Here is a 19,239-nt window from a genome sequence, read left to right on the forward strand (position 1 = left end):
GGTGTGGATGGTCAATAATCCACACCAGCGCTGCATGTCGCCAGATACGCCGGTCAGTTGGATCGCAGCGCGGTGAGCGGATCGATGCGCGTAGCGCGGCGCGCCGGCAGATAGCTGGCGACGAAGGCCACCGCGCAGAGCACGAGCGTGACGCCCACGAAGGTGATCGGATCCGATGGCGCGACGCCGTACAACAGGCGACCCATCAGTCGCGTCAGCAGCAGCGCACCCACGAGACCGACGCTGGCTCCAGTTGCCGCGAGCCACATTCCCTGGCCGACAACCAGTCGGCGGACGGCGCCTGGTTCCGCGCCGAGGGCGATGCGGATTCCGATTTCGTGCGTGCGCCGCGAGACCGAGTAGCTCATCACGCCATAGATGCCCACGGCTGCAAGCGCCAAGGCCACGACGGCAAATGCAACGAGCAACAACAGATAGAAGCGCGACTCTGACGTCGCTTGCTCGACGATGCCCGTCATCGTTCGTACCTGTGAGATGGGCATGCTGCCGTCCATCGACCGCAGCAGGTTGACGATCGGCGCGGCGATCACGGTCGCGTCGCATTCGGAGCGACCCGCGCACGATGCGCGCGCCACGAGAGTGAGGTCGGCCAAATGCGTCGACGTGCTCGTCAGGTAGCTGTGCTCCTGAAGGAACGGAACGAACACTTCCTCTTCCGCTGGCCCTGCCCATTCCCCGCGAACGAGGTTCTTCGCCACGCCGACGATCGTGACCCATGATGAATCCGAGAACGCAATGCGTTTGCCAATCGGATCCTCGCCGGGCCAGTACTTCTTCGCCATGAATTCATTGATCACGACGACATCTTGCGCGCCAACACGATCGCTCTGCGCGACATCTCGGCCGCGAAGCATTGGAATTCCCATCGTCTGGAAGTATCCAGGAAATACAACGCGATACGTCGTGTTCGGCGAATCACCGCGCGCCGGCTTCGGACGCCCTTCGATGCGAAAGCCGTAGCCCCATTGATCTCCAGTGATCGGGAGATGATTCACGAAGCTGGCCGACGCGACGCCAGGAATCGCTCGCACACGAGCCAACGCCTCGGCGTAGAAGCTTGCACGCACATTGGGATCGCCTTCTTTCGTACCAGATGTGGAAATGCTGAGCGTGACGACGTTGCGCGGATCGAACCCCGGATCGACACGCCGCAATGCGATCACGCTGCGAATCATCAGCCCAGCGCCAACGAGCAGCATGAGCGCCAGCGAGAACTCGGATGCTACCAGCGTGCTTCGCAAGCGGCTGCGTGCGTGTCCTTCCGTTGATGCACGGTCGCCGTCGCGGAACGTGCCGCTGAGATCGACGCGTGCCGCGCGCAAGGCGGGGAGAAGTCCGAACACGATCGCTGTGAGCGCCGTGATCGCAAGCGTCATGAGCAGCACGCGACCGTCGATCGTCACGGACGAGACGTGTGGGATGATTGCCGGGTCTGCACTCACGAGCGCCGATATACCGAGCCGCGCGATGAGCATACCGACGGCCGCTCCGCCAAGCGCGAGCAATGAACTCTCGACAAAGAGCTGTGTGATCAGGCGCGCGCGAGTTGCGCCAAGCGCGGCGCGTACGGCGAGCTCCTTCTGCCGAGCAGATGCGCGAGCGAGCAGCATGTGCGCGACGTTCGCACACGCGATCAGCAGCACGAACATCACAGCGACGAGCAGGACGAGCAACGGTGTCTGAATGTCGCCAACGACCTTGTCCTTGAGCGGCTGAATAGTGACGACTCGATTCGTGCCGGGATTTTCACGCTCGAGGCGCGCCGCAACCGTCGTGAGATCCGCCCGCGCTTGCGCGAACGTGACGCCCGGCCGCAGGCGAGCAAACACACGCAGGCTGTTGCCGCCGCGCGCGCTGGCGCGAGCGCCGAACGTGAGTGGCGCCCAAAGTTCGGCGCGGGTCGCCCAGAATGGTGCGAAGCGAAATGTCTGCGGCATCACGCCGATTACCGTGTACGGATCGCCATCGAGTGTGATGCTGCGACCAACGATGTTCCGATCACCGGCGAAGCGGCGCTGCCACAGTCCGTATCCAATCACCACTACACGATCGTTGCCTTCGGCGCCCTCGGATCGGCTGAACGCGCGACCGAGAAAGGTCGGAACGCCGAGCAGCTCGAACATTCCTGGCGTGACGTGAAGTGCGAAGAGATGTTCGGGATCGCCGCCGCTGTTGAGATTCGGCGTCCAGTACTCTGCGGCTGCCATGTCCGCAAAGCTCCGAGTCTGGCGGCCCCAGTCGAGAAAGTTCGCCGGCGCGACTGGATTGTGATTGTCGTGGAGAATGACAGCGAGTCGGTCGGCGTTGGCGTACGGCAGAGGACGAAGCAGCACGGCGTTCACCACGCTCAGGATCGCGGTGTTCGCACCTATTCCCAACGCGAGTGCGAGCACAGCCGCGAAGGTGAAACTCGGCGACTTTCGGAGGCTGCGTAGCGCGTACCGACAGTCGCGAAGCAACACGTCGAGCGTTGCGCCGGTCCGCACGTCGCGAACCTGTTCGCTCACCTGGGACACGCCACCGATTTCGATGCGCGCCGCTCGCTCGGCGTTTGCGCGCGTCATTCCCGTGCGCTCCTTCTCGGCCGCAAGGAGTTCGACGTACCCGCTCAGCTCACGATCGAGCTCACGATCGAGGCGAGGACGACCGAACAGATTCCGCGCGAAGGCGGTGAGGCGGGACGCGAGCGACATGGGAGAGCGATCCGGGTAGAGGCGAGGTGCCGACTACCCGTATAGACACTCGATATGAGCAGAGGGTTGGCTCTTCATATCGAATGTCTGTATGTCGCTGCGGTCGGGCGAGTTACGACCGCTCGAGCACCACGTTGCCCGACATGCTGCGCCAGACGGCCTTGTTTTCGGCGCGCTTTTTCGCCGTTCCGATCTTGGCCAGGAGGCGCCAGAACCACATGCCTGGCATCTCGCGCTTGAGCCGACGCGCTTCGTCCATCGAGGCGCGATACTCCTTCTCGCGCCAACCGAATGGCGCGAAGAACTTGGTGCCTTCGGCAGGCCCGAACTGAAAGGGCGCGTTGCCCTCTTCGAGCCGCTTGCCCCATGTGCGCGCGAGAAGCTTGAGCAGGTGCGGGCTCGCAAGATCGAAGAGCCACGTTTGAAAGTGTGGCTCGGCGTGTAGGTCGCGCGCGAGATCTGCCACGTTATCTGGCGTGAGATAGATGAGCAAACCCTCGGTCACGATGAACACGCGCTTCGCTTCGGCGTTGATTTGCGAGAATAGCGCGCGACGCTTAGGACCGTCGCGCAGATCGAGACGCACAGCCTCGTACTGACAGACAGGCTTCTCGTTCTCCAACATCTTCACCTTGTAATCGAGAATTCCCGGCAGGTCGACATCGACCCAGCGTAGCGACGACGGCAGTGGCAGACGCCACGGACGCGCGTCGAGTCCCGCAGCAAGATTCAGCACGAGGTCGACGCCGTTGTTCTTGATCGCGTTGAGAATGATCTCGTCGAACACAGCCGTGCGGACGATCATTGCCCACGCGCTGGCGCGGCCGCGCTTCATCGAGTCGACGATCTCCTGACCCTGCGCTCCGGCTAGCCGCTCGGCAAACGGGTCGCGAAAGATTGCGTCGGGGCGCTTGGTCTCCATCGCGCGATACACCGCCACCCAGCGGGCGGTGTCGGAGACGTTCTCGATTGGCATGGTACAACTCCTCGTGGCGGCGTTCCGTGCTTTCTACTTGAACGCCAATACTAACGCCGCTGTCGTTGACACCGCGGCCACGAGCCAGGGAATCCACGTCGGGATTCGCGACATCGGCGATCTCGACACGACAACTGGCGTCGTGAGCACGCGTGCGATGTCTGCCGCGCTCTGCGGTCGATCTGCCGGATTCTTCGCGAGTGCCTTCATCACAACCCGCGAAAGCTCCACGGGCACATCCTGACGCTTGTTCCCGACGGGCTCGGCGACCTCGCGAGCATGGGCGGCCATGATCGCCTGCGGAGTGCGCCCGTGAAACGGCGGATGCCCCGTGATCATTTCGTAAGCAACGACGCCCAGCGCATAGATGTCGGCGCGATGGTCGAGCGACGGATCGCCGCTGGCCTGCTCGGGCGCGATGTACGTCGGCGTACCCAAGCTCACACCAGCCTGTGTGATTCGTCCTTCGCCCTCGCCGCGCTGCGCGGCCGTGAGCGCCTTGCCGATGCCAAAGTCGAGCACGACAGCGCGGCCGTGGAAGAACATCACGTTCTCCGGCTTCATGTCGCGGTGCACGATCCCTTCGCCATGCGCGTACGCGAGTGCGCTCGAGACTTCCTCGAGGATCCGGCTGACGTTGGTAAACGCCATGGGCCGCTCGCGATCGATTCGTTCGCGCAGCGACTCGCCGTCCACGAGGGGCATGGTGTAGTAGAGCGACGCTCCCGCCTGACCGGCGGCGAGTAGCGGGACGATGTTCGGATGCTGGAGCCTGGCCGCGAGCATGATCTCGCGCTTGAACCGCTCGGCGCTGAGCGACGCGGTGAGCTCGGGCGCCAGAACCTTGATCACCACGTGGCGGTCGAGTGCGCTTTCGAGCGCGACAAACACTCGGGACATGCCGCCCCGAGGCAGCTCACGCTCAATGCGGTACTCGTCGCCCAGCGCCTCTTGCAGGCGCTCACGCAGTTCCTGCATGCCGCTAACGTATCAGTTCTTGGGTTGGACGTCTACGATTTCTTTATACCCTAGCCGAACCGGCTGCCAGGAGCAATTTGTAGGGGACCGCGGCCGTCCCGACCGCTCTGGAGTCCGTGTAACCCCGTCCCCACGTCCGATGTCACGTTACCGCCTGGTCCCGCTGGCCGCGCTGGTCGCGGTCCCCATCGTCGCGAATGCGCAAACTCGAATGCTTCGCTCGCCAACGGTGAGCAAGACGCAGATCGCGTTCGCCTACGCCAACAACATCTGGACGGTCGACAAAGCCGGCGGCTCAGCGCGGCGAGTGACGAGCTTCCAGGGCACCACGGAGAATCCAAAGTTCTCCCCCGACGGCAAGCTGCTCGCGTTCAGCGCGCAGTACGGCGGCAACGTCGACGTATACGTCGTCGCGGCTGACGGCGGTGAGCCCAAACGACTCACCTGGCATCCCGGTGCAGACATCGTGCAGGGTTGGACGCCCGATGGAAAATCGATCGTCTTCAACTCCACGCGCGCGAGCGAAGCGCCGAGTGGCGCGCCGCGCTTCTGGACGGTGCCGGTCGAAGGCGGTGTCGAGACGCCAATGCCGCTACCGCGCGCCTATCAGGGCAAGATCTCGCCCGACGGCAAGCGCGTAGCGTATCGCATGAACAACTCGTGGGACGAAGAGCGTCGTAACTATCGCGGCGGACAGAATCGTCCCATCTGGATCGTCGACCTCAAGACGTTTGATCTCGAGACGACGCCGAACGGAACGACCGATCTCGTCGTCGCCCAGGCCGGCGCACCGCGCGGTTCCTCGCACTTCTCGGCGCCAACGACTCCCGAGTCCAAGAACATGGACCCGGTGTGGGTCAACAGCGACGTCATCGACTTCGTTTCGGATCGTGACGGCGTTGCCAACGTCTGGACCTACGACACCAAGTCCAAGAAGATCTCGCAGGTCACGAGCTTCAGCGACTACGACGTGAAGACGATCGACGCGGCGTTCGATGGAAGCGCCGTGGTGTTCGAACAGGCCGGCAATATTCACCTGCTCGATCCGAAGACAGGCAAGGAGCATGTCGTCAACATCACCGCGGCGGGCGACTTCCCGTGGATGATGCCGACGTGGAAGGACGTCAGCGCCAGCATGACGAACCTCGCGCTGTCGCCCACGGGCAAGCGTGTTGCCGTCGAAGCACGCGGTGACATCTTCACGATCCCCGCCGACAAGGGCGACATTCGCAATCTCTCGAACACGAGTGCGAGCGCGGAGCATGAGCCAGCATGGTCGCCCGACGGAAAGTCGCTGTCGTACTTCAGCGATCGTTCTGGCGAGTACGCGCTCTACATCCAGCAGGCCGACGGCCTAGCCGCGCCGCGCGAGATCAAGATTCCGACGACGGGTCACTTCTATACCGCATCGTGGGCGCCGGACGGCAAGCGCATCCTGTTTCATGATACGAATCTGAGGCTGTGGGTCGTGGACGTCGCCGCCGGAACCGCAAAGGTAATGGGCAGCGATCCGTGGATGGTGCCGACCCGCACGATGAATCCCGTGTGGTCGCCCGACGGAAAGTGGATCGCCTATTCAAAGCATTTGAATTCTCTATATCACGCGATCGAAGTCGTGAACGTGGAGACCGGCGTATCGAAACAGATTACCGACGGACTCGCCGATGCTGTGTCGCCGGCTTGGGATGCGAGCGGCAAGTATCTCTGGTTCCTCGCCTCGACGGACTTCGGTCTCAAGTCGCAGTGGTTGGACATGACCAACTACGACCACACGGAAACCTTCGGTCTGTACGCGGCCATTCTGCGTAAGGCAGATCCGTCGCCCTTCCTTCCAGAGAGCGATGAAGAAGGTGCAGCACCGGCAGCGGGTGGCGGCGGTGGACGTGGACGAGGCGGCGCCGGCACGCCCGCGGATGACGCAGCTGGTGGCGAAGCTCGACCGCAGGCCGCCGCGCGCGCACCGATGCCGACCGTCACGATCGACTTCGACGGTCTCGAACATCGCATCCTGTCTGTGCCAGGTGTTGCTGATCGGCAGTACTCGAACGTGAAGGCCGGCGCAGCCGGTATGGTCTACTACATCGAAGCTGGTGCCGGCGGCGGTGGTCGCGGTGGTGCGGGCGGTGGCGGAACGCTCCACCGGTATTCGCTGCGCGATCGTCGGGACGCGGCATTCGTGACTGGCGTGTCCGACTACGACGTGAGCGCTGACGGACACAAACTCCTCTATCGCGGTGCCGGTGGTGGCGGCGGACGCGGTGGTCGTGGCGGCGGAGCTGCGGCCGGTCCTGCCCTCTTCCTCGTCGATGCGGATCGCAATCCGCCGCAGGCGGGCGCGGGTCGCATCGAGAGCGATCTGCGCGCGTACGTCGATCCGAAGGCCGAGTACAAGCAGATCTTCGACGAAGCGTGGCGCAATCAGCGCGACTATCTGTATGTGCAGAACGAGCACGGCGCCGATTGGCCGAAGGTCAAGCAGCTCTACGGCGCGCTGCTTCCGTACGTCAACCACCGCGCGGATTTGAATTATCTCATCGATCAGATGGGCGCTGAGGTGGCAATCGGTCACTCATACGTGCGCGGTGGCGACATGCCGGATGTTCCGGCGGCGGTACCAGGCGGTTTGCTCGGTGCCGACTTCGTCATCGACGGCGGCCGATACAAGATCACGAAGATCTACGACGACGAGATGTGGAACCCCGATCTTCGCGCGCCGCTTGCGTCGCCAGGTGTCGACGTTCGCGTTGGCGACTACATCATCGCGATCAATGGTCAGGATCTCAAAGCACCGGACAACATCTATCGCTTGCTCGATGGAACGGCGAATAAGCAGGTCAGTTTGACGGTGAACACCACGCCAACGGCCGAGGGTGCGCGCCGCGTCACCGTGGTGCCAGTGGCAAACGAACAGACGCTGCGTACGCGCGCGTGGATCGAGCACGCTCGTCATGTCGTGGATTCGTTGTCACAGGGTCAGCTCGCGTACGTGTACCTGCCGAACACCGGACAGCCGGGATACACGAGCTTCAACCGTTACTACTTTGCTCAACAAGATCGGAAGGGTGCGATCATCGACGAGCGGTACAACGGTGGCGGACAGGCGGCCGACTACATCATCGACGTTCTCCAGCGCAGCTTCGACGGCTACTTCAACAACGTGGCTGGCGATCGCATGCCGTTCACGAGCCCGGCGGCAGGCATCTGGGGTCCGAAGGTGATGATCATCAATGAAATGGCAGGATCTGGCGGCGACCTCATGCCGTACATGTTCCGCTACCGCAAGATCGGCACGCTCGTCGGCAAGCGAACGTGGGGTGGGTTGGTGCACACCGCCGACACACCGCCGTTCGTGGATGGTGGATCGGCCATTGCGCCGCGCGGTGGCTTCGTCGCTCGCGACGGAAAATGGGCGGTCGAGAACGAAGGCACGGCGCCGGATATCGACGTCGAGAACACGCCAAAGGAAGCGATCGCCGGTCACGACTTGCAACTCGAGCGTGCCGTCGCGGAAGCCATGAAGCAGTTGAAGGAGCATCCGGTCGAGCGTGCGACGAAGGAACCGCCCGCGCCGATCTGGGGCAAGCGAGCCAAGCCCCCGCTCTGATCGCGGGCGGGCGTGGAAGCTGGTTGATGTGAAGTGCGCGCACGATCGATGCGAATGGTACGTTCTCATGTTGCTACTCGGTCGTTGGTCGTGCGCGCTCGCGCTCGCCGAAATCGGCGGGCGCCCCGAGTCTGTATCGTGAGTTCCAATGTGGGATGCGAATCAAGTACACCGACTCGCTGAGCTAGACCGTCTTGGCGAAGGCTGGTATATCGCCAAGCGCACCGCCGTGATCACGATGACGGTCGAGAGCGCAGTGATGTTGTGGTCGGTTGGCGAGAGTGTTTCCTTTCTCGCATTCTTCTTCTGCGGCATCGCATCCGTCGTTGCCGGCGCCATCGCGGGAAGCCGCGACGTGGCGAATCTTCGCCAGACGTTCGGAGAAGTCGAAGAAGTCTGACTCTCTCCGCCCCGCTCGCATGGCGCTCACCGCCACGATCTACAACTTCGACATTCGGTTGTCCGACGTCGACCGGAACGTCTACGAAACGCTGTCACTGCGCGTCGCGCAGCAGCCGTCGGAGACCACTGAGTACCTCGTCACGCGCGTGCTCGCCTACTGTCTCGAGTACGCAGAAGGCATTGCGTTCACGAAGGGACTCGCCGAGCCGGATACGCCGGCGATCACTATACGTGATCTCACCGGTACACTGCGCGGATGGATTGAAGTTGGATCGCCCGACGCGGATCGACTACACAAAGCGAGCAAAGCGTCTCCGCGCGTCGCCGTGTACACGTACAAAGACCCGCGTGGGCTGCTCCAATCGCTCGAAGGTCAGCGAATCCATCGAGCCGAGAGTATCGAGATCTACACGATCGATCGCGCGCTGATCGACGGACTCGTTGCAAAGCTGGATCGACGAACCGACATCGATCTCGCGGTCACGGAGCGACATCTGTACGTGACCATCGGCGGTGAAACGCTCGACGGTGTCGTCGAGCGCCACCACATCGGTTAGGATCGATCAGCCGCGATTCACGTCGCTGGCTTGGAGTGAACGGCGAACAATGCGCCCTGTGGATCGATCAGGTTTGCGATTCGATCTCCGCCCGGAACTTCCATCGGAGGCATCAACACCCGAGCACCTGCCTTCGTCGCGCGTTCCGCGGCCGCGTCTGCGCTGTCGACCGTGATGTAGTGCAGCCACATTGATGGATAGCCCATGTCATCTGGCTTCTTCATCACGCCACCGTACGTGAACCGGTCGCGCCCGAACATCTTGTACGCGCCTTTGTTTTCGTCGAGCTGGAACTCACCCTTCGACTCCCAGCCAAAGAGTTTGTCGTAGAACTCGATGGCAGCCGCGGGATCAGTCGTCAGCAACTCGTGCCACGAAAACTCGCGCGGCTGCGGGTCGGTTTCTTCGGCGGGCGGCGTCGCGCTGGTGATGATGGCGAACGTTGCACCCTGCGGATCGGCGAGAATCGCAAACCGGCCCACGCCGGGCGCGCTGTGCGGTCCCACTAGAGCCTTGGCGCCGAGATCCTTCGCGGTGGCGACCGTGGCGTCGGCGTCGGGCACCTCGATATACGCGAGCCAATTGGGAGTCGCACCCATCGCTTTGGCCTCAGCGACAAGCTCCATCACGCCACCGAGCGGGGCGTTGCCATTCATCCACATGGTGTAATCGTGGCCGCCGCCCTCGAACTTGTTCGTTCCCCAGCCAACGACCGCCTTGTAGAACTCCTGGGCCGCTGCGGGATCGGTGGTCGCCAGTTCGTGCCAGACAAATCGCCCGCGCAGTGCATTGGTCGTCAGCATGATTTCCTCGCCGCAGTCGTCGTGTTCAGGGGCGAGCAAATTGAAACGCCTCGTCGGTTCCAGCAATGGCGTTAGCAAAACCGTTGCATTTAGCCACCCGGTCGTCCTTCTTGGCGAGGCCATGCTTGGCGGCCAATCGAAACCTGCCGGGCTCGCCATGCGTCTTTTGTATATAGAACTCACCTCCGGACCGGAGCGGGCGTGCAGCTTTCCATTCTTGCCTTGAACCTGGTGTACGCGGCGCTCGGCGTCGTGCTGATGTACGTGAGCTATCGGATCATCGATCGGCTCACGCCGCAGGTCGATTTTCCGGCCGAGCTCAAGCGCGGCAACGTTGCCGTTGCGATCTTCATCGCCGCACTCTTCCTCTCCATCGCGCTGATCGTCGGCCGCGCAATCGGGTGAGGCCTTTCGTGCGCCGCGTGTTGGGTGTCGCCCTGGCCATCGCCGCGATCGCGCGCGTTTCGAACGCGCAAACGTCGTCGCCGACGGTCAACGCGGTCGAACGCGTCGCACAGGCGCGCGCACAGAAGAAGGTCATCAGCCAATACGACCCGACGTTCCGCAAATACGCCAAGCGCTACTTTGGCCCCGCATTCGACTGGCGGTATTTCAAGGCGCAGGGCTACGCCGAGAGCGGCCTCAAAGCAACGGCGACGAGTTGGGTCGGCGCGCGCGGCATCATGCAGCTCATGCCGTCGACCTATCAGGAAATCGCGTCGCATCGTCCCGAGTTCGGACCGATCGATCAGCCCGAGTGGAACATCGCCGCGGGCATCATGCACGATCGCTATCTCTGGGATCTCTGGCGCAAGGACATCGGTGACGACGAGCGTCACCACTTCATGTTCGCCAGCTACAACGCCGGTGAGGGCACGATCACGCGCGCACTCGCGGCGGCGAAAAACAACGGTGGCGCTCCGGAGTGGGCCAGCGTGGCACTTGTCGCACCGACGGTGCAACGCTGGCGGTACTCCGAGACGCTCGGGTACGTCCGCAGAATCGATTCGACGTACGCCAAGCTGACGGGAATTCCTTAGACTGGCTTTTCGATCGACGGACTCTGCGGCGTGAAGAATTTCGGACCTGACTCCGTGATGTGCAGACAATCCTCGAGGCGAATTCCAAACTCGCCGTAGCTCACGATCGTCGGCTCGTCGCTAAAGCACATGCCTGGCGCAATCTTCGTCATGTTGCCGCGAACGAAGTTCGTCCACTCGTGGCCGTCCATCCCAATACCGTGTCCAGTGCGATGCGGTAGGCCCGGCACCTTGTAGTCGGGACCAAAACCGGCAGCCGTGATCACCTTGCGCGCCGCGTCGTCCACCGAGCCGCACGGCGCACCGATCTTCGCTGCGGCGAAAGCAGCACTCTGCGCCTTCTTCTCGACGTCCCACACGTCGCGCATACGCTGCGTCGGTTTGCCGAACACTGTCGTGCGCGTGATGTCGGAGACGTAGCCTTCCACCGTGCATCCGGCGTCGATCAGCACGACGTCGCCCTGCTGCAGTTTCTGCGGCTGCACGCTCCCGTGCGGGAACGCGGTGTATTTCCCAAAGATCACGAGCGCGCCATCGGCGTTACCGCCGAGTTTCTTCGTCGCCGCTCCGACGATGGAGGACAGCTCCTGATTCGTCATGCCTTCTTTCAAGATCTTGAACGAAGCACCGATCGCCGCGAGCGTGATGTCGTTTGCACGCTGCATCAGCGCAATCTCGGCCGGCGATTTGATCATGCGGCAGCCGGCGGTGACCGGCGTCGCGTTGACGAACGTCGCGTTCGGAAGTTCCTGTCGAACGCCGTCGAAGATGAAGAAGCGCACGCGTTCTTCGAAGCCGATCTTGCCCGTGGCCGCGCCGCGATCCTTGATGATCTGCGCAATGACCTTGTACGGACTCTCGTCTTCCTGCCAGACGCGGACGTCGTTCGAGCCCTTGATCAGCTCACGAGCGCGCGCTTCCTCGAAGCCGGGCGTCACCCATGCGAGTTCGCCCTTGGCAGGAATCACCACGCCGAAGGTTCGTTCGCTATTTCCCCAGCGCACGCCGGTGAAGTAGACCATGCTCGTGCCACCCTCGAGGAAAATCGCGCCAATGCCATTCTCCGACATCAAGCGCTGCGCCTTGGCGACTCGCGCGCGACGTTCATCGTCGGTGATCGGAACGGCTGCGCCGGGCAGCGGCTTGAGCGACGCGATTGCATCGGGCACGCCCTGTTGAAGGTGCGCCTCGATTGCCATGCCCGGCGCGAGAGCTGCTGCACCAACGGTGCCCGCCGATCGCGTCACGAAAGTTCGTCTGTTCATTGATGTCGTTGTCTCGTGGGGAGGAGTTGTACTACCGCTGTCCGCTACGTCCAGCCTGCACCGCACCGGCGGCATTTCTCGCCGGAGGTTCAACATTCAGCAAATGATGCACGAAGAAGTCGTCGCGCTTCCGTTGGCCGTACGGACCGCCGTCAGTGTGGTCAGCACCAGGAATGACGAGCAGATCGAACGCCTTGTTCGCTTTGATCAGTGCGTTCACCACCTGCATTGTCGACGACGGATCCACGTTCGTATCGAGCTCACCGACAACGAGCAGCAAATCGCCCTGCAGTTTCGACGCGTTATCGACATTCGACGACGCAGCGTACTGCGGACCGAGCGGCCAGCCCATCCACTGCTCGTTCCACCAGATCTTGTCCATCCGGTTGTCGTGACACCCAGCGGCGGATACGGCAACCTTGTAGAACTCCGGATGAAAGAGCATTGCGCCGAGTGAGTTCTGGCCGCCCGCTGATGTGCCGTAGACGCCGACGCGTGAAATGTCGTAGTACGGGTACTTCGCCGCGACCGCCTTGTGCCACAGAATGCGATCGGGGAATCCGGCGTCGCCAAGGTTCTGCCACGCAACGTCGTGAAAAGCTTTCGACCGATTCGACGTCCCCATCCCGTCGATCTGCACGACGATGAAGCCCAACTCGGCCAGGTTGCGCATGCCGCTGTTCACGGAGAACGTCTTTGGTACGAACGAGCCTTGAGGTCCGGCATAGATGTACTCGATCACCGGATACTTCTTGCTCGGATCGAAGTTCGTCGGACGAAAAATCACGCCCCAGATATCCGTCGTGCCGTCGCGACCCTTTGAAACGAACACCTCCGGCGCCTGCCAACCGGCGGCACTCAACCCCGTCATATCGGCGCGATCGACGTCCATGAGTGTTTTATGATCGCTGGTGCGTCGAAGCGTCAGCACGGGCGCAAGGTCGACGCGGGACCACGTATCGAGATAGTAGGTGCTGTCACCCGACCAGGTGATCGCATGCGTGCCGTCAGCGTCAGTCAACGGCGTGAGACCAGAGCCGTCAAAGTTGATGCGGTAGTACTGCGTGAAGTACGGGTCCTGCTTGGGATTCACTCCGCCGGCGAGAAACACGATTTGTCGACGCGCCGTGTCGACCCTCTCCACGGCACGCACCACCCACTGGCCTTTCGTGATCTGATTCTTCACTCGGCCGGTGGCGCCGTCATAGAGATAGAGGTGATTCCAGCCATCACGCTCCGACATCCAGATGATCTCGCTGCCATCGCCGATGTCGAAACGAAAGCGCTTTCCTGAATCGGACAGGCCGCCTGTCGCCGTTCGATAGTTGAAGAACGTTTTCGGTTCTTCTGAGATCACCGTGCGCGTCGTCCCGCGCATCGCATCGACCTCGATCACACGATAGATCTGATGACCGCGCTGATTGTATTCGAACGTGAACGCGTGACTGTCGTGTCGCCACGTGAACGGCAACATCTGATACGCGTTCGGGAACGTCGCACGATCCACGCGAACGGTCTGCTTCGTTTCGACATTCACTAGAACCGGCTCGCGAACGTCGAGCACGTCACCTGGCTTTGCGTACGTTCGCTCCATGTACTTCGGCTGCAGTTGATCGGCCGGCGACGACTCGACGTACCGCACGAGTCGCTTGTACCCCGGCGTCACGCGATACACGGCAATCTTCTTCGAGTCGGGCGACCAGGCCACCGACTGCAGGGTGTAGGCGCCGCCCTCCGATCCGTCGGTCGTCAACGCCGTTCCCGCTCGTGAACCAACCGCGCGAACGTACAGGTTGTAGTTCTGGACGTACGCCTCCTGCTGCCCGTCCGGCGCTCGACGCGTCATCGTGTCGGTCGCTTGCTGCGCGCCGCGCTGTTGCTGAGCGCGTTGCGCCAACACCTCGGCGACCAGTCCATCGTCTTCGTCCCACGGACCCTCGTACGGAAGCTGGTCCGCCTGATCGTCGACCGCGGGACCGCCCCCTCGACCACCGCGCCCGCCCGTCGCGGCCGGACCGAGCTTGGCGCACGTGTAGTCGGCTACCTGGCAGCGCCAGTTGAAGTTGGCCGCGGCGAACTGGATCGCCTTTTCGTCCTCGGTGAATGACAGCTCAACAAACGGCAGTGTGACGGCGGTGAACTGCGCGTTCGCCGCCGCGTTGAGCGCCGTAGCCAGCTTGGCGTGGTCGAACGCCAGGCGTTTCTCCTGGGTCGCCGCATCGACGACCATGAATTCGAAGCCGCCCTTTACCGTGCGGCGATACCAGAAGCGCGACGTCCTGCCAATCCAGGTGGCACGGTCGGGGACATTGAGGGCAAGGCCCTGGAAGCGCGTATTGAGCTGCGCCGCGCGCGCGTAGTCGGCCGCGGTGCCCTGCGCTCCGAGCGCGCCGACCAGGCCAAGGGCCAGTGCACCATACACCAGTGAATTCCGCATCCTATTTCCTCGGTCCGCCGAGTTTGGTATGCCAACGATTGGGGCCCTGTCGAACGGCGTCGAACATAGCGCGCCCGCTCGCGACTCACCATGTTAGAGGCTGACGCCCCACTCTCGGAGACATCGGTGATTCGCCAGACCTTCGTCGCGCTTCTCGCCGCCGGATCGCTCGGCGCGCAGCAGCGCCCAATGACCTTCCTCGACGTTCAGAACATGCGGCAGGCCGCAGGTCCAGACCTGAGCCCCGATGGTCGCATGATGCTGTACACCATCAGCACTCCTGATTGGAATCAGGCCAAGCGGCAGTCCGACATTTACCTCGTGTCCACTGACCGAGGTCTGTCGAGCACGCGCCAGCTCACGTTCACCAAGGACAAGAACGAAACGAATCCGCGTTGGTCGAAGGACGGATCGTTCGTCGCGTTCCTCTCCGATCGCGACGCGACCGGTGCAGCGCCAGCTGGTGCTGCTGCCGGTGGACGTGGCGGCGCAGCTGGCGGTGGCGGTGGCGGACGCAATCAGGTTTTCGTCATGCGCCTCGATGGCGGCGAAGCCAAGCGCGTGACCGATGCGCGCGACGGCGTGTCGCAATTCAACTTTACGAAAGACGGCAAGTCGATCGTCTACACCAGCGGACGCAGCGACAACGAGCAGCTCTACGCGCTCAGTGTCGCCGACCTCTGGTCTGGCGACCTTCCACACGCCGCACAGTGGACGCGTCACGCGACCGGCATTGGCACGTGGCAGTGGTCGCCCGACGGCTCCAAAGTCTACTTCGTCACGCCCGACTCGATCGACCGCGACGAACGCGCGCGCAACGACAAGCAGTTCACGGTGAAGCCACGCAATCCCGCGTCGTCTCTGTCCAGCCTCTGGTCATTCGACGTCGCGTCGAAGCAGGAAACGAAGCTGGTCAGCGATCCGGCGTACAGCGTTTCCGATGTCACCATCTCGCCTGACGGCAAGTACATCGGCTACCACGGTATGTCGGCCAGCCGATACGAGCGCGGCATTCTCGAGCAGAACGATTACGCCGATCTCTATCTCCTCGAGATCGCGAGCGGCAAGATCGAACGTCTGACCAAGAACACGGACATCGCCGAGGGCTCGGTGAGCTTCTCGCCGGACAGCAAGATGGTGGCGTTCTCCGCGCCGGACGATTTCAAGTTCATGCATCTCGAGAAGATCTACGTTCGTCCGATCGCCAACCCAACGGCGCCGTGGAAAAAGCTCGGCGGCACGTTCGACTACGACGTACGCATTGGTCGCGGCGGCGGCGACGGCGTTGAAAACGGCTTCTGGTCGGCGAAGGGCGACACGATCTATTTCAACACGGGCTTTCACGCCACGACGCAGCTCTTTGCGGTGTCCGTTGCGAACGGCGACGTGAAGCAACTCACCGATCTCAAGGCTGCCGCGACGATCGGTCGCGACGCTGAGACGGGCAAGATCATCATCAACTACAGCGATCCGAAGACGCCGCCGTCGATGTACACCGTCGGCTCACTCCGCGACGTTGGCGACAAGTCGAAGTGGACTCGCCTCACCGATCCGAATCCGTGGGTCAACGGTGAAGTCGCGCTCGGCGACGAAGAAGAAGTCACTTGGAAGTCGACCGACGGACGCATGGTCAGCGGTGTGCTCGTGAAGCCGGTTGGCTACAAGCCGGGCACGCGTTATCCGCTCATCGTCGCGATCCATGGCGGACCGGCCGCTGCTGACATTCTCAGCTTCAACGGCGGCTACAGCGCGCAGGTCTACGCGGGCGCCGGCTACATGGTGCTGCAGCCGAACTATCGTCAGTCGACGAACTACGGCGAGAAGTTCAAGATCGAAGCGCAGGGCGACTACTTCACGAAGGGCACGCAAGACATCATGACCGGCGTCGATTACCTGATCGCGCAGGGCATGGTCGACAGCACGAAGATGGGCGCGCTCGGCTGGAGCGCTGGCGGTCACTACTCGAATTGGCTCGAGGGACACACGACGCGCTTCAAGGCGATCAGCTCGGGAGCCGGCGTCGCGAACTGGGTGTCGATGTGGAGTCAGAGCGACACGCAGCGCCTGCGTCAGTGGTACCTCGGCGACAAGATGTACTGGGACACGCCGACCGAGTATCAGAACTGGTGGAAGCAGTCACCGATCGCGTACATCAAGAACGCCAAGACGCCGATGTTCATTCACGTCGTCGATGGCGATCCGCGTGTGCCGCGTCCGCAGAGCGAAGAGATGCACATGGCGCTCTCCAAGCTCGGCGTTCCGAATGAATTCTGGGTGTACCCGGGTTCGACGCACGGCATTCCCGACGCCCGCAATCAGTACGTGAAGGCTGTGGCCGAGATGTCGTGGATGGACTTCTACGTGCGCGGCAGCGGCAAGAAGTTCGCGTGGCGCGACGTGCTGACTTCTGTCGGTGGAAACGGTCCGCAGATGGCCGGCGAAGCAACGCCCCAGCCCTGATCGCACTGCAGGAAATTAGGGTTCGACAATTTAGAGCTCGGAGAAGGGAGGTTAACTCCCGACTCCGAGCTCGTTTCTTTCTAAAACCCTAAACCTCTACTTACCGCGCCAGCCAGCTCCCCGAACGACTCGACCTGGTTTGGCACCAGTATGCTTTCCGTCGCGAACGACCTCGACGCCATTTACGAACACCGTTTGCACGCCCGTCGATAACTGGTGCGGCTTCTCGTACGTGCTGAGTTCCTGAACGGTGGCGGGGTCGAACACCACTACGTCGGCGTACATTCCCTCCTGAAGCAGACCGCGATCGGAAATGAGCAGACGCTTGGCGACGGCGCCGCTCATCTTGCGAACCGCGTCTTCCAACGAGATGACATGCTCGTCTCGCACATACTTGCCGAGGATGCGGCTGTATGTGCCGTAGGCGCGCGGGTGTGCTCCGCCTCGTGCGCTGTCGGGATCCATTCCGCCGGCGTCGGTTCCAATGATGATCCAAGGCTGCTTGAGGATCGTTTTCACATCATTCTCATTCATCAGGAAGTAGATGGTGCCGATGTTGCCCTTCTCGGAGAGCAACAGGTCCATCACTGCGTCCAGCCAATCCTTCTTGGTGCCCGCGACCACTGCAGAGAGGCGCTTGTTGGCCCACTGCTGATTCTCCGGGTTGCGCATTCCGGTGAGTAGCACGCCATCTGGCGACGCGTACTCGCACAAGCTCTCCCAGTAGCTCGTTGGGTGGGCCACTTCGGCGCGTATTCGCGCGCGCGCCGCAGGATCGGCGAGGTTCTGCATCAGCTTGCCGTCGGCCGACGCAAAGGGAGGCAGACATGCGGCGAGTCCAGTGCCGCCGGCGGTGTACGGATACATCGTCGCCTGCACATCGAGGCCGGCAGTCCGTGCCGAATCGATCTTTGCGATCATGGCCGGAAGCTTCACCCAATTCTTGATGCCGGCCGCCTTGAGGTGGTAGATGTCCACCGGCACGCCGGCTTCACGGCCGATACGCAACGCTTCATCGATGCCTTCGAGGACCTGATCAGCCTCGGAGCGCATATGCGTGATGTACAGACCGCCGTATGGGGCCATGGCCTTTGCTACTTCGATCAACTCCTCGGTGCTGGCGAAATTGCCCGGCGGATAGATCAAGGCCGAGCCGAGACCGAAGGCACCGTCTTCCATTGCGTTGCGCAGCGCGACGCGCATCGAGTCGAGTGGCGCGCCGCTCGCAGCGCCCATCCGCAGGCCCATTCCGTATTCGCGCAGCGTGCTCGCTCCAACAAACGCACCAACGTTCGGTGACACACCGTGCGCTTCCATGGCGCGGAGCCACGCATCGAAGCCATGCGGTCCCTGAAACCGCTTCGCCGATGCCACGGCCGCAGGTCCCGACGCGGCGAGATCGGCGAGGGATAGGTCGCTGATCGGCGCCGAGGTGTAACCCTCGCCCATGATCTCCGTCGTGACGCCCTGTACGAGTTTACTAACGCTTCGACCGTCGCCGGCGAGGTACGGTCCGCCCGCCTGAACATCGATGAACCCAGGCGCGACGACTTTGCCCGTAGCATCGATGCGGCGACGCGCAGGCGCGTTGCCCAACATGCCCCGGCGTACGACGCGCACGACACGGTCACCGCGAATCGCGACATCGCCGAAGAACCATGGATTTCCGGTTCCATCGACGATCTTGCCGTTTACGATGATGACGTCATACGCCGAATCAGCGTTCGCGGACCGACCCGCCTGCGCGACAACGCTGGGAGCCGGTGCGCCGCCGCAGGCGCTGATGCCACTCAACGCGACGCATAGCGCCGCGCCATTTGAGAGTAGGTGACGACTCAGGACTGCCTTGCCTCGCATGCGATCTCCAGTTTCGGTGGCCCTCCGGCGAACGCGACAGCCAGAGGTCAGTACGCTCGAGCTCCCTCATCCAGTGTACCAGTTTGGTCGACCTGTCGCCAGGATGCCGGGCGCGGCCGCGATCGGCATCCGGTTGACGGACACGA

The 19,239-nt window shown here is 62.5% G+C and carries 13 protein-coding genes; 6 read left to right on the forward strand and 7 right to left on the reverse strand.

Annotated features, from left to right (window positions below; translation table 11 throughout):
• Window positions 1–53 precede the first annotated feature (53 nt).
• The 3 genes from AC6H4Z_RS00620 to AC6H4Z_RS00630 all read right to left on the reverse strand — a co-directional run bounded on the left by AC6H4Z_RS00620 (window position 54) and on the right by AC6H4Z_RS00630 (window position 4,668).
• Complete coding sequence (locus AC6H4Z_RS00620; protein ID WP_497544790.1) at window positions 54–2,714, reverse strand: ABC transporter permease; 2,661 nt, start codon at window positions 2,712–2,714, stop codon at window positions 54–56.
• A 112-nt stretch (window positions 2,715–2,826) separates the two neighbouring features.
• A complete protein-coding gene (locus tag AC6H4Z_RS00625) occupies window positions 2,827–3,690 on the reverse strand; it encodes a class I SAM-dependent methyltransferase (protein WP_497544791.1) in 864 nt (287 codons plus the stop codon).
• A 33-nt stretch (window positions 3,691–3,723) separates the two neighbouring features.
• On the reverse strand, window positions 3,724–4,668 hold the full coding sequence (locus tag AC6H4Z_RS00630) for a serine/threonine-protein kinase (RefSeq protein WP_497544792.1): 945 nt from the start codon (window positions 4,666–4,668) through the stop codon (window positions 3,724–3,726).
• A 139-nt stretch (window positions 4,669–4,807) separates the two neighbouring features.
• Between AC6H4Z_RS00630 and AC6H4Z_RS00635 the strand changes: the two genes are divergently transcribed.
• The 3 genes from AC6H4Z_RS00635 to AC6H4Z_RS00645 all read left to right on the forward strand — a co-directional run bounded on the left by AC6H4Z_RS00635 (window position 4,808) and on the right by AC6H4Z_RS00645 (window position 9,231).
• The gene (locus AC6H4Z_RS00635; protein WP_497544793.1) at window positions 4,808–8,272 is read left to right on the forward strand and encodes a S41 family peptidase; all 3,465 of its coding nucleotides are present in this window, start codon (window positions 4,808–4,810) and stop codon (window positions 8,270–8,272) included.
• A gap of 148 nt (window positions 8,273–8,420) precedes the next feature.
• Complete coding sequence (locus AC6H4Z_RS00640; protein ID WP_497544794.1) at window positions 8,421–8,672, forward strand: hypothetical protein; 252 nt, start codon at window positions 8,421–8,423, stop codon at window positions 8,670–8,672.
• 19 nt (window positions 8,673–8,691) lie between these two features.
• On the forward strand, window positions 8,692–9,231 hold the full coding sequence (locus AC6H4Z_RS00645; RefSeq protein WP_497544795.1) for a YaeQ family protein: 540 nt from the start codon (window positions 8,692–8,694) through the stop codon (window positions 9,229–9,231).
• Window positions 9,232–9,248: 17 nt separating this feature from the next.
• On the opposite strand, the gene AC6H4Z_RS00650 is transcribed toward AC6H4Z_RS00645, so the two are convergent.
• Window positions 9,249–10,034, reverse strand: coding sequence for a VOC family protein (locus AC6H4Z_RS00650; RefSeq protein WP_497544796.1), 786 nt, complete (start codon window positions 10,032–10,034; stop codon window positions 9,249–9,251).
• 201 nt (window positions 10,035–10,235) lie between these two features.
• Here AC6H4Z_RS00650 and AC6H4Z_RS00655 point away from each other — a divergent pair, with 201 nt between their 5' ends.
• On the forward strand, window positions 10,236–10,439 hold the full coding sequence (locus tag AC6H4Z_RS00655; RefSeq protein WP_497544797.1) for a DUF350 domain-containing protein: 204 nt from the start codon (window positions 10,236–10,238) through the stop codon (window positions 10,437–10,439).
• 8 nt (window positions 10,440–10,447) lie between these two features.
• Window positions 10,448–11,074 (forward strand): transglycosylase SLT domain-containing protein, encoded by a 627-nt coding sequence (locus AC6H4Z_RS00660; protein ID WP_497544798.1) that lies wholly within the window; start codon window positions 10,448–10,450, stop codon window positions 11,072–11,074.
• On the opposite strand, the gene AC6H4Z_RS00665 is transcribed toward AC6H4Z_RS00660, so the two are convergent.
• Window positions 11,071–12,339, reverse strand: a complete 1,269-nt coding sequence (locus AC6H4Z_RS00665; protein ID WP_497544799.1) for a M24 family metallopeptidase — start codon at window positions 12,337–12,339, stop codon at window positions 11,071–11,073. The two genes, AC6H4Z_RS00660 and AC6H4Z_RS00665, sit on opposite strands and share 4 nt — an antisense overlap.
• 31 nt (window positions 12,340–12,370) lie before the next feature.
• A complete protein-coding gene (locus AC6H4Z_RS00670) occupies window positions 12,371–14,776 on the reverse strand; it encodes a S9 family peptidase (protein WP_497544800.1) in 2,406 nt (801 codons plus the stop codon).
• 126 nt (window positions 14,777–14,902) lie between these two features.
• Here AC6H4Z_RS00670 and AC6H4Z_RS00675 point away from each other — a divergent pair, with 126 nt between their 5' ends.
• A complete protein-coding gene (locus AC6H4Z_RS00675; protein ID WP_497544801.1) occupies window positions 14,903–17,236 on the forward strand; it encodes a S9 family peptidase in 2,334 nt (777 codons plus the stop codon).
• 96 nt (window positions 17,237–17,332) lie between these two features.
• Here AC6H4Z_RS00675 and AC6H4Z_RS00680 read toward each other — a convergent pair whose 3' ends face one another.
• On the reverse strand, window positions 17,333–19,093 hold the full coding sequence (locus AC6H4Z_RS00680) for an N-acyl-D-amino-acid deacylase family protein (RefSeq protein WP_497544802.1): 1,761 nt from the start codon (window positions 19,091–19,093) through the stop codon (window positions 17,333–17,335).
• Window positions 19,094–19,239: the final 146 nt, after the last annotated feature.

This window comes from Leucogemmata humicola (assembly GCF_055379415.1).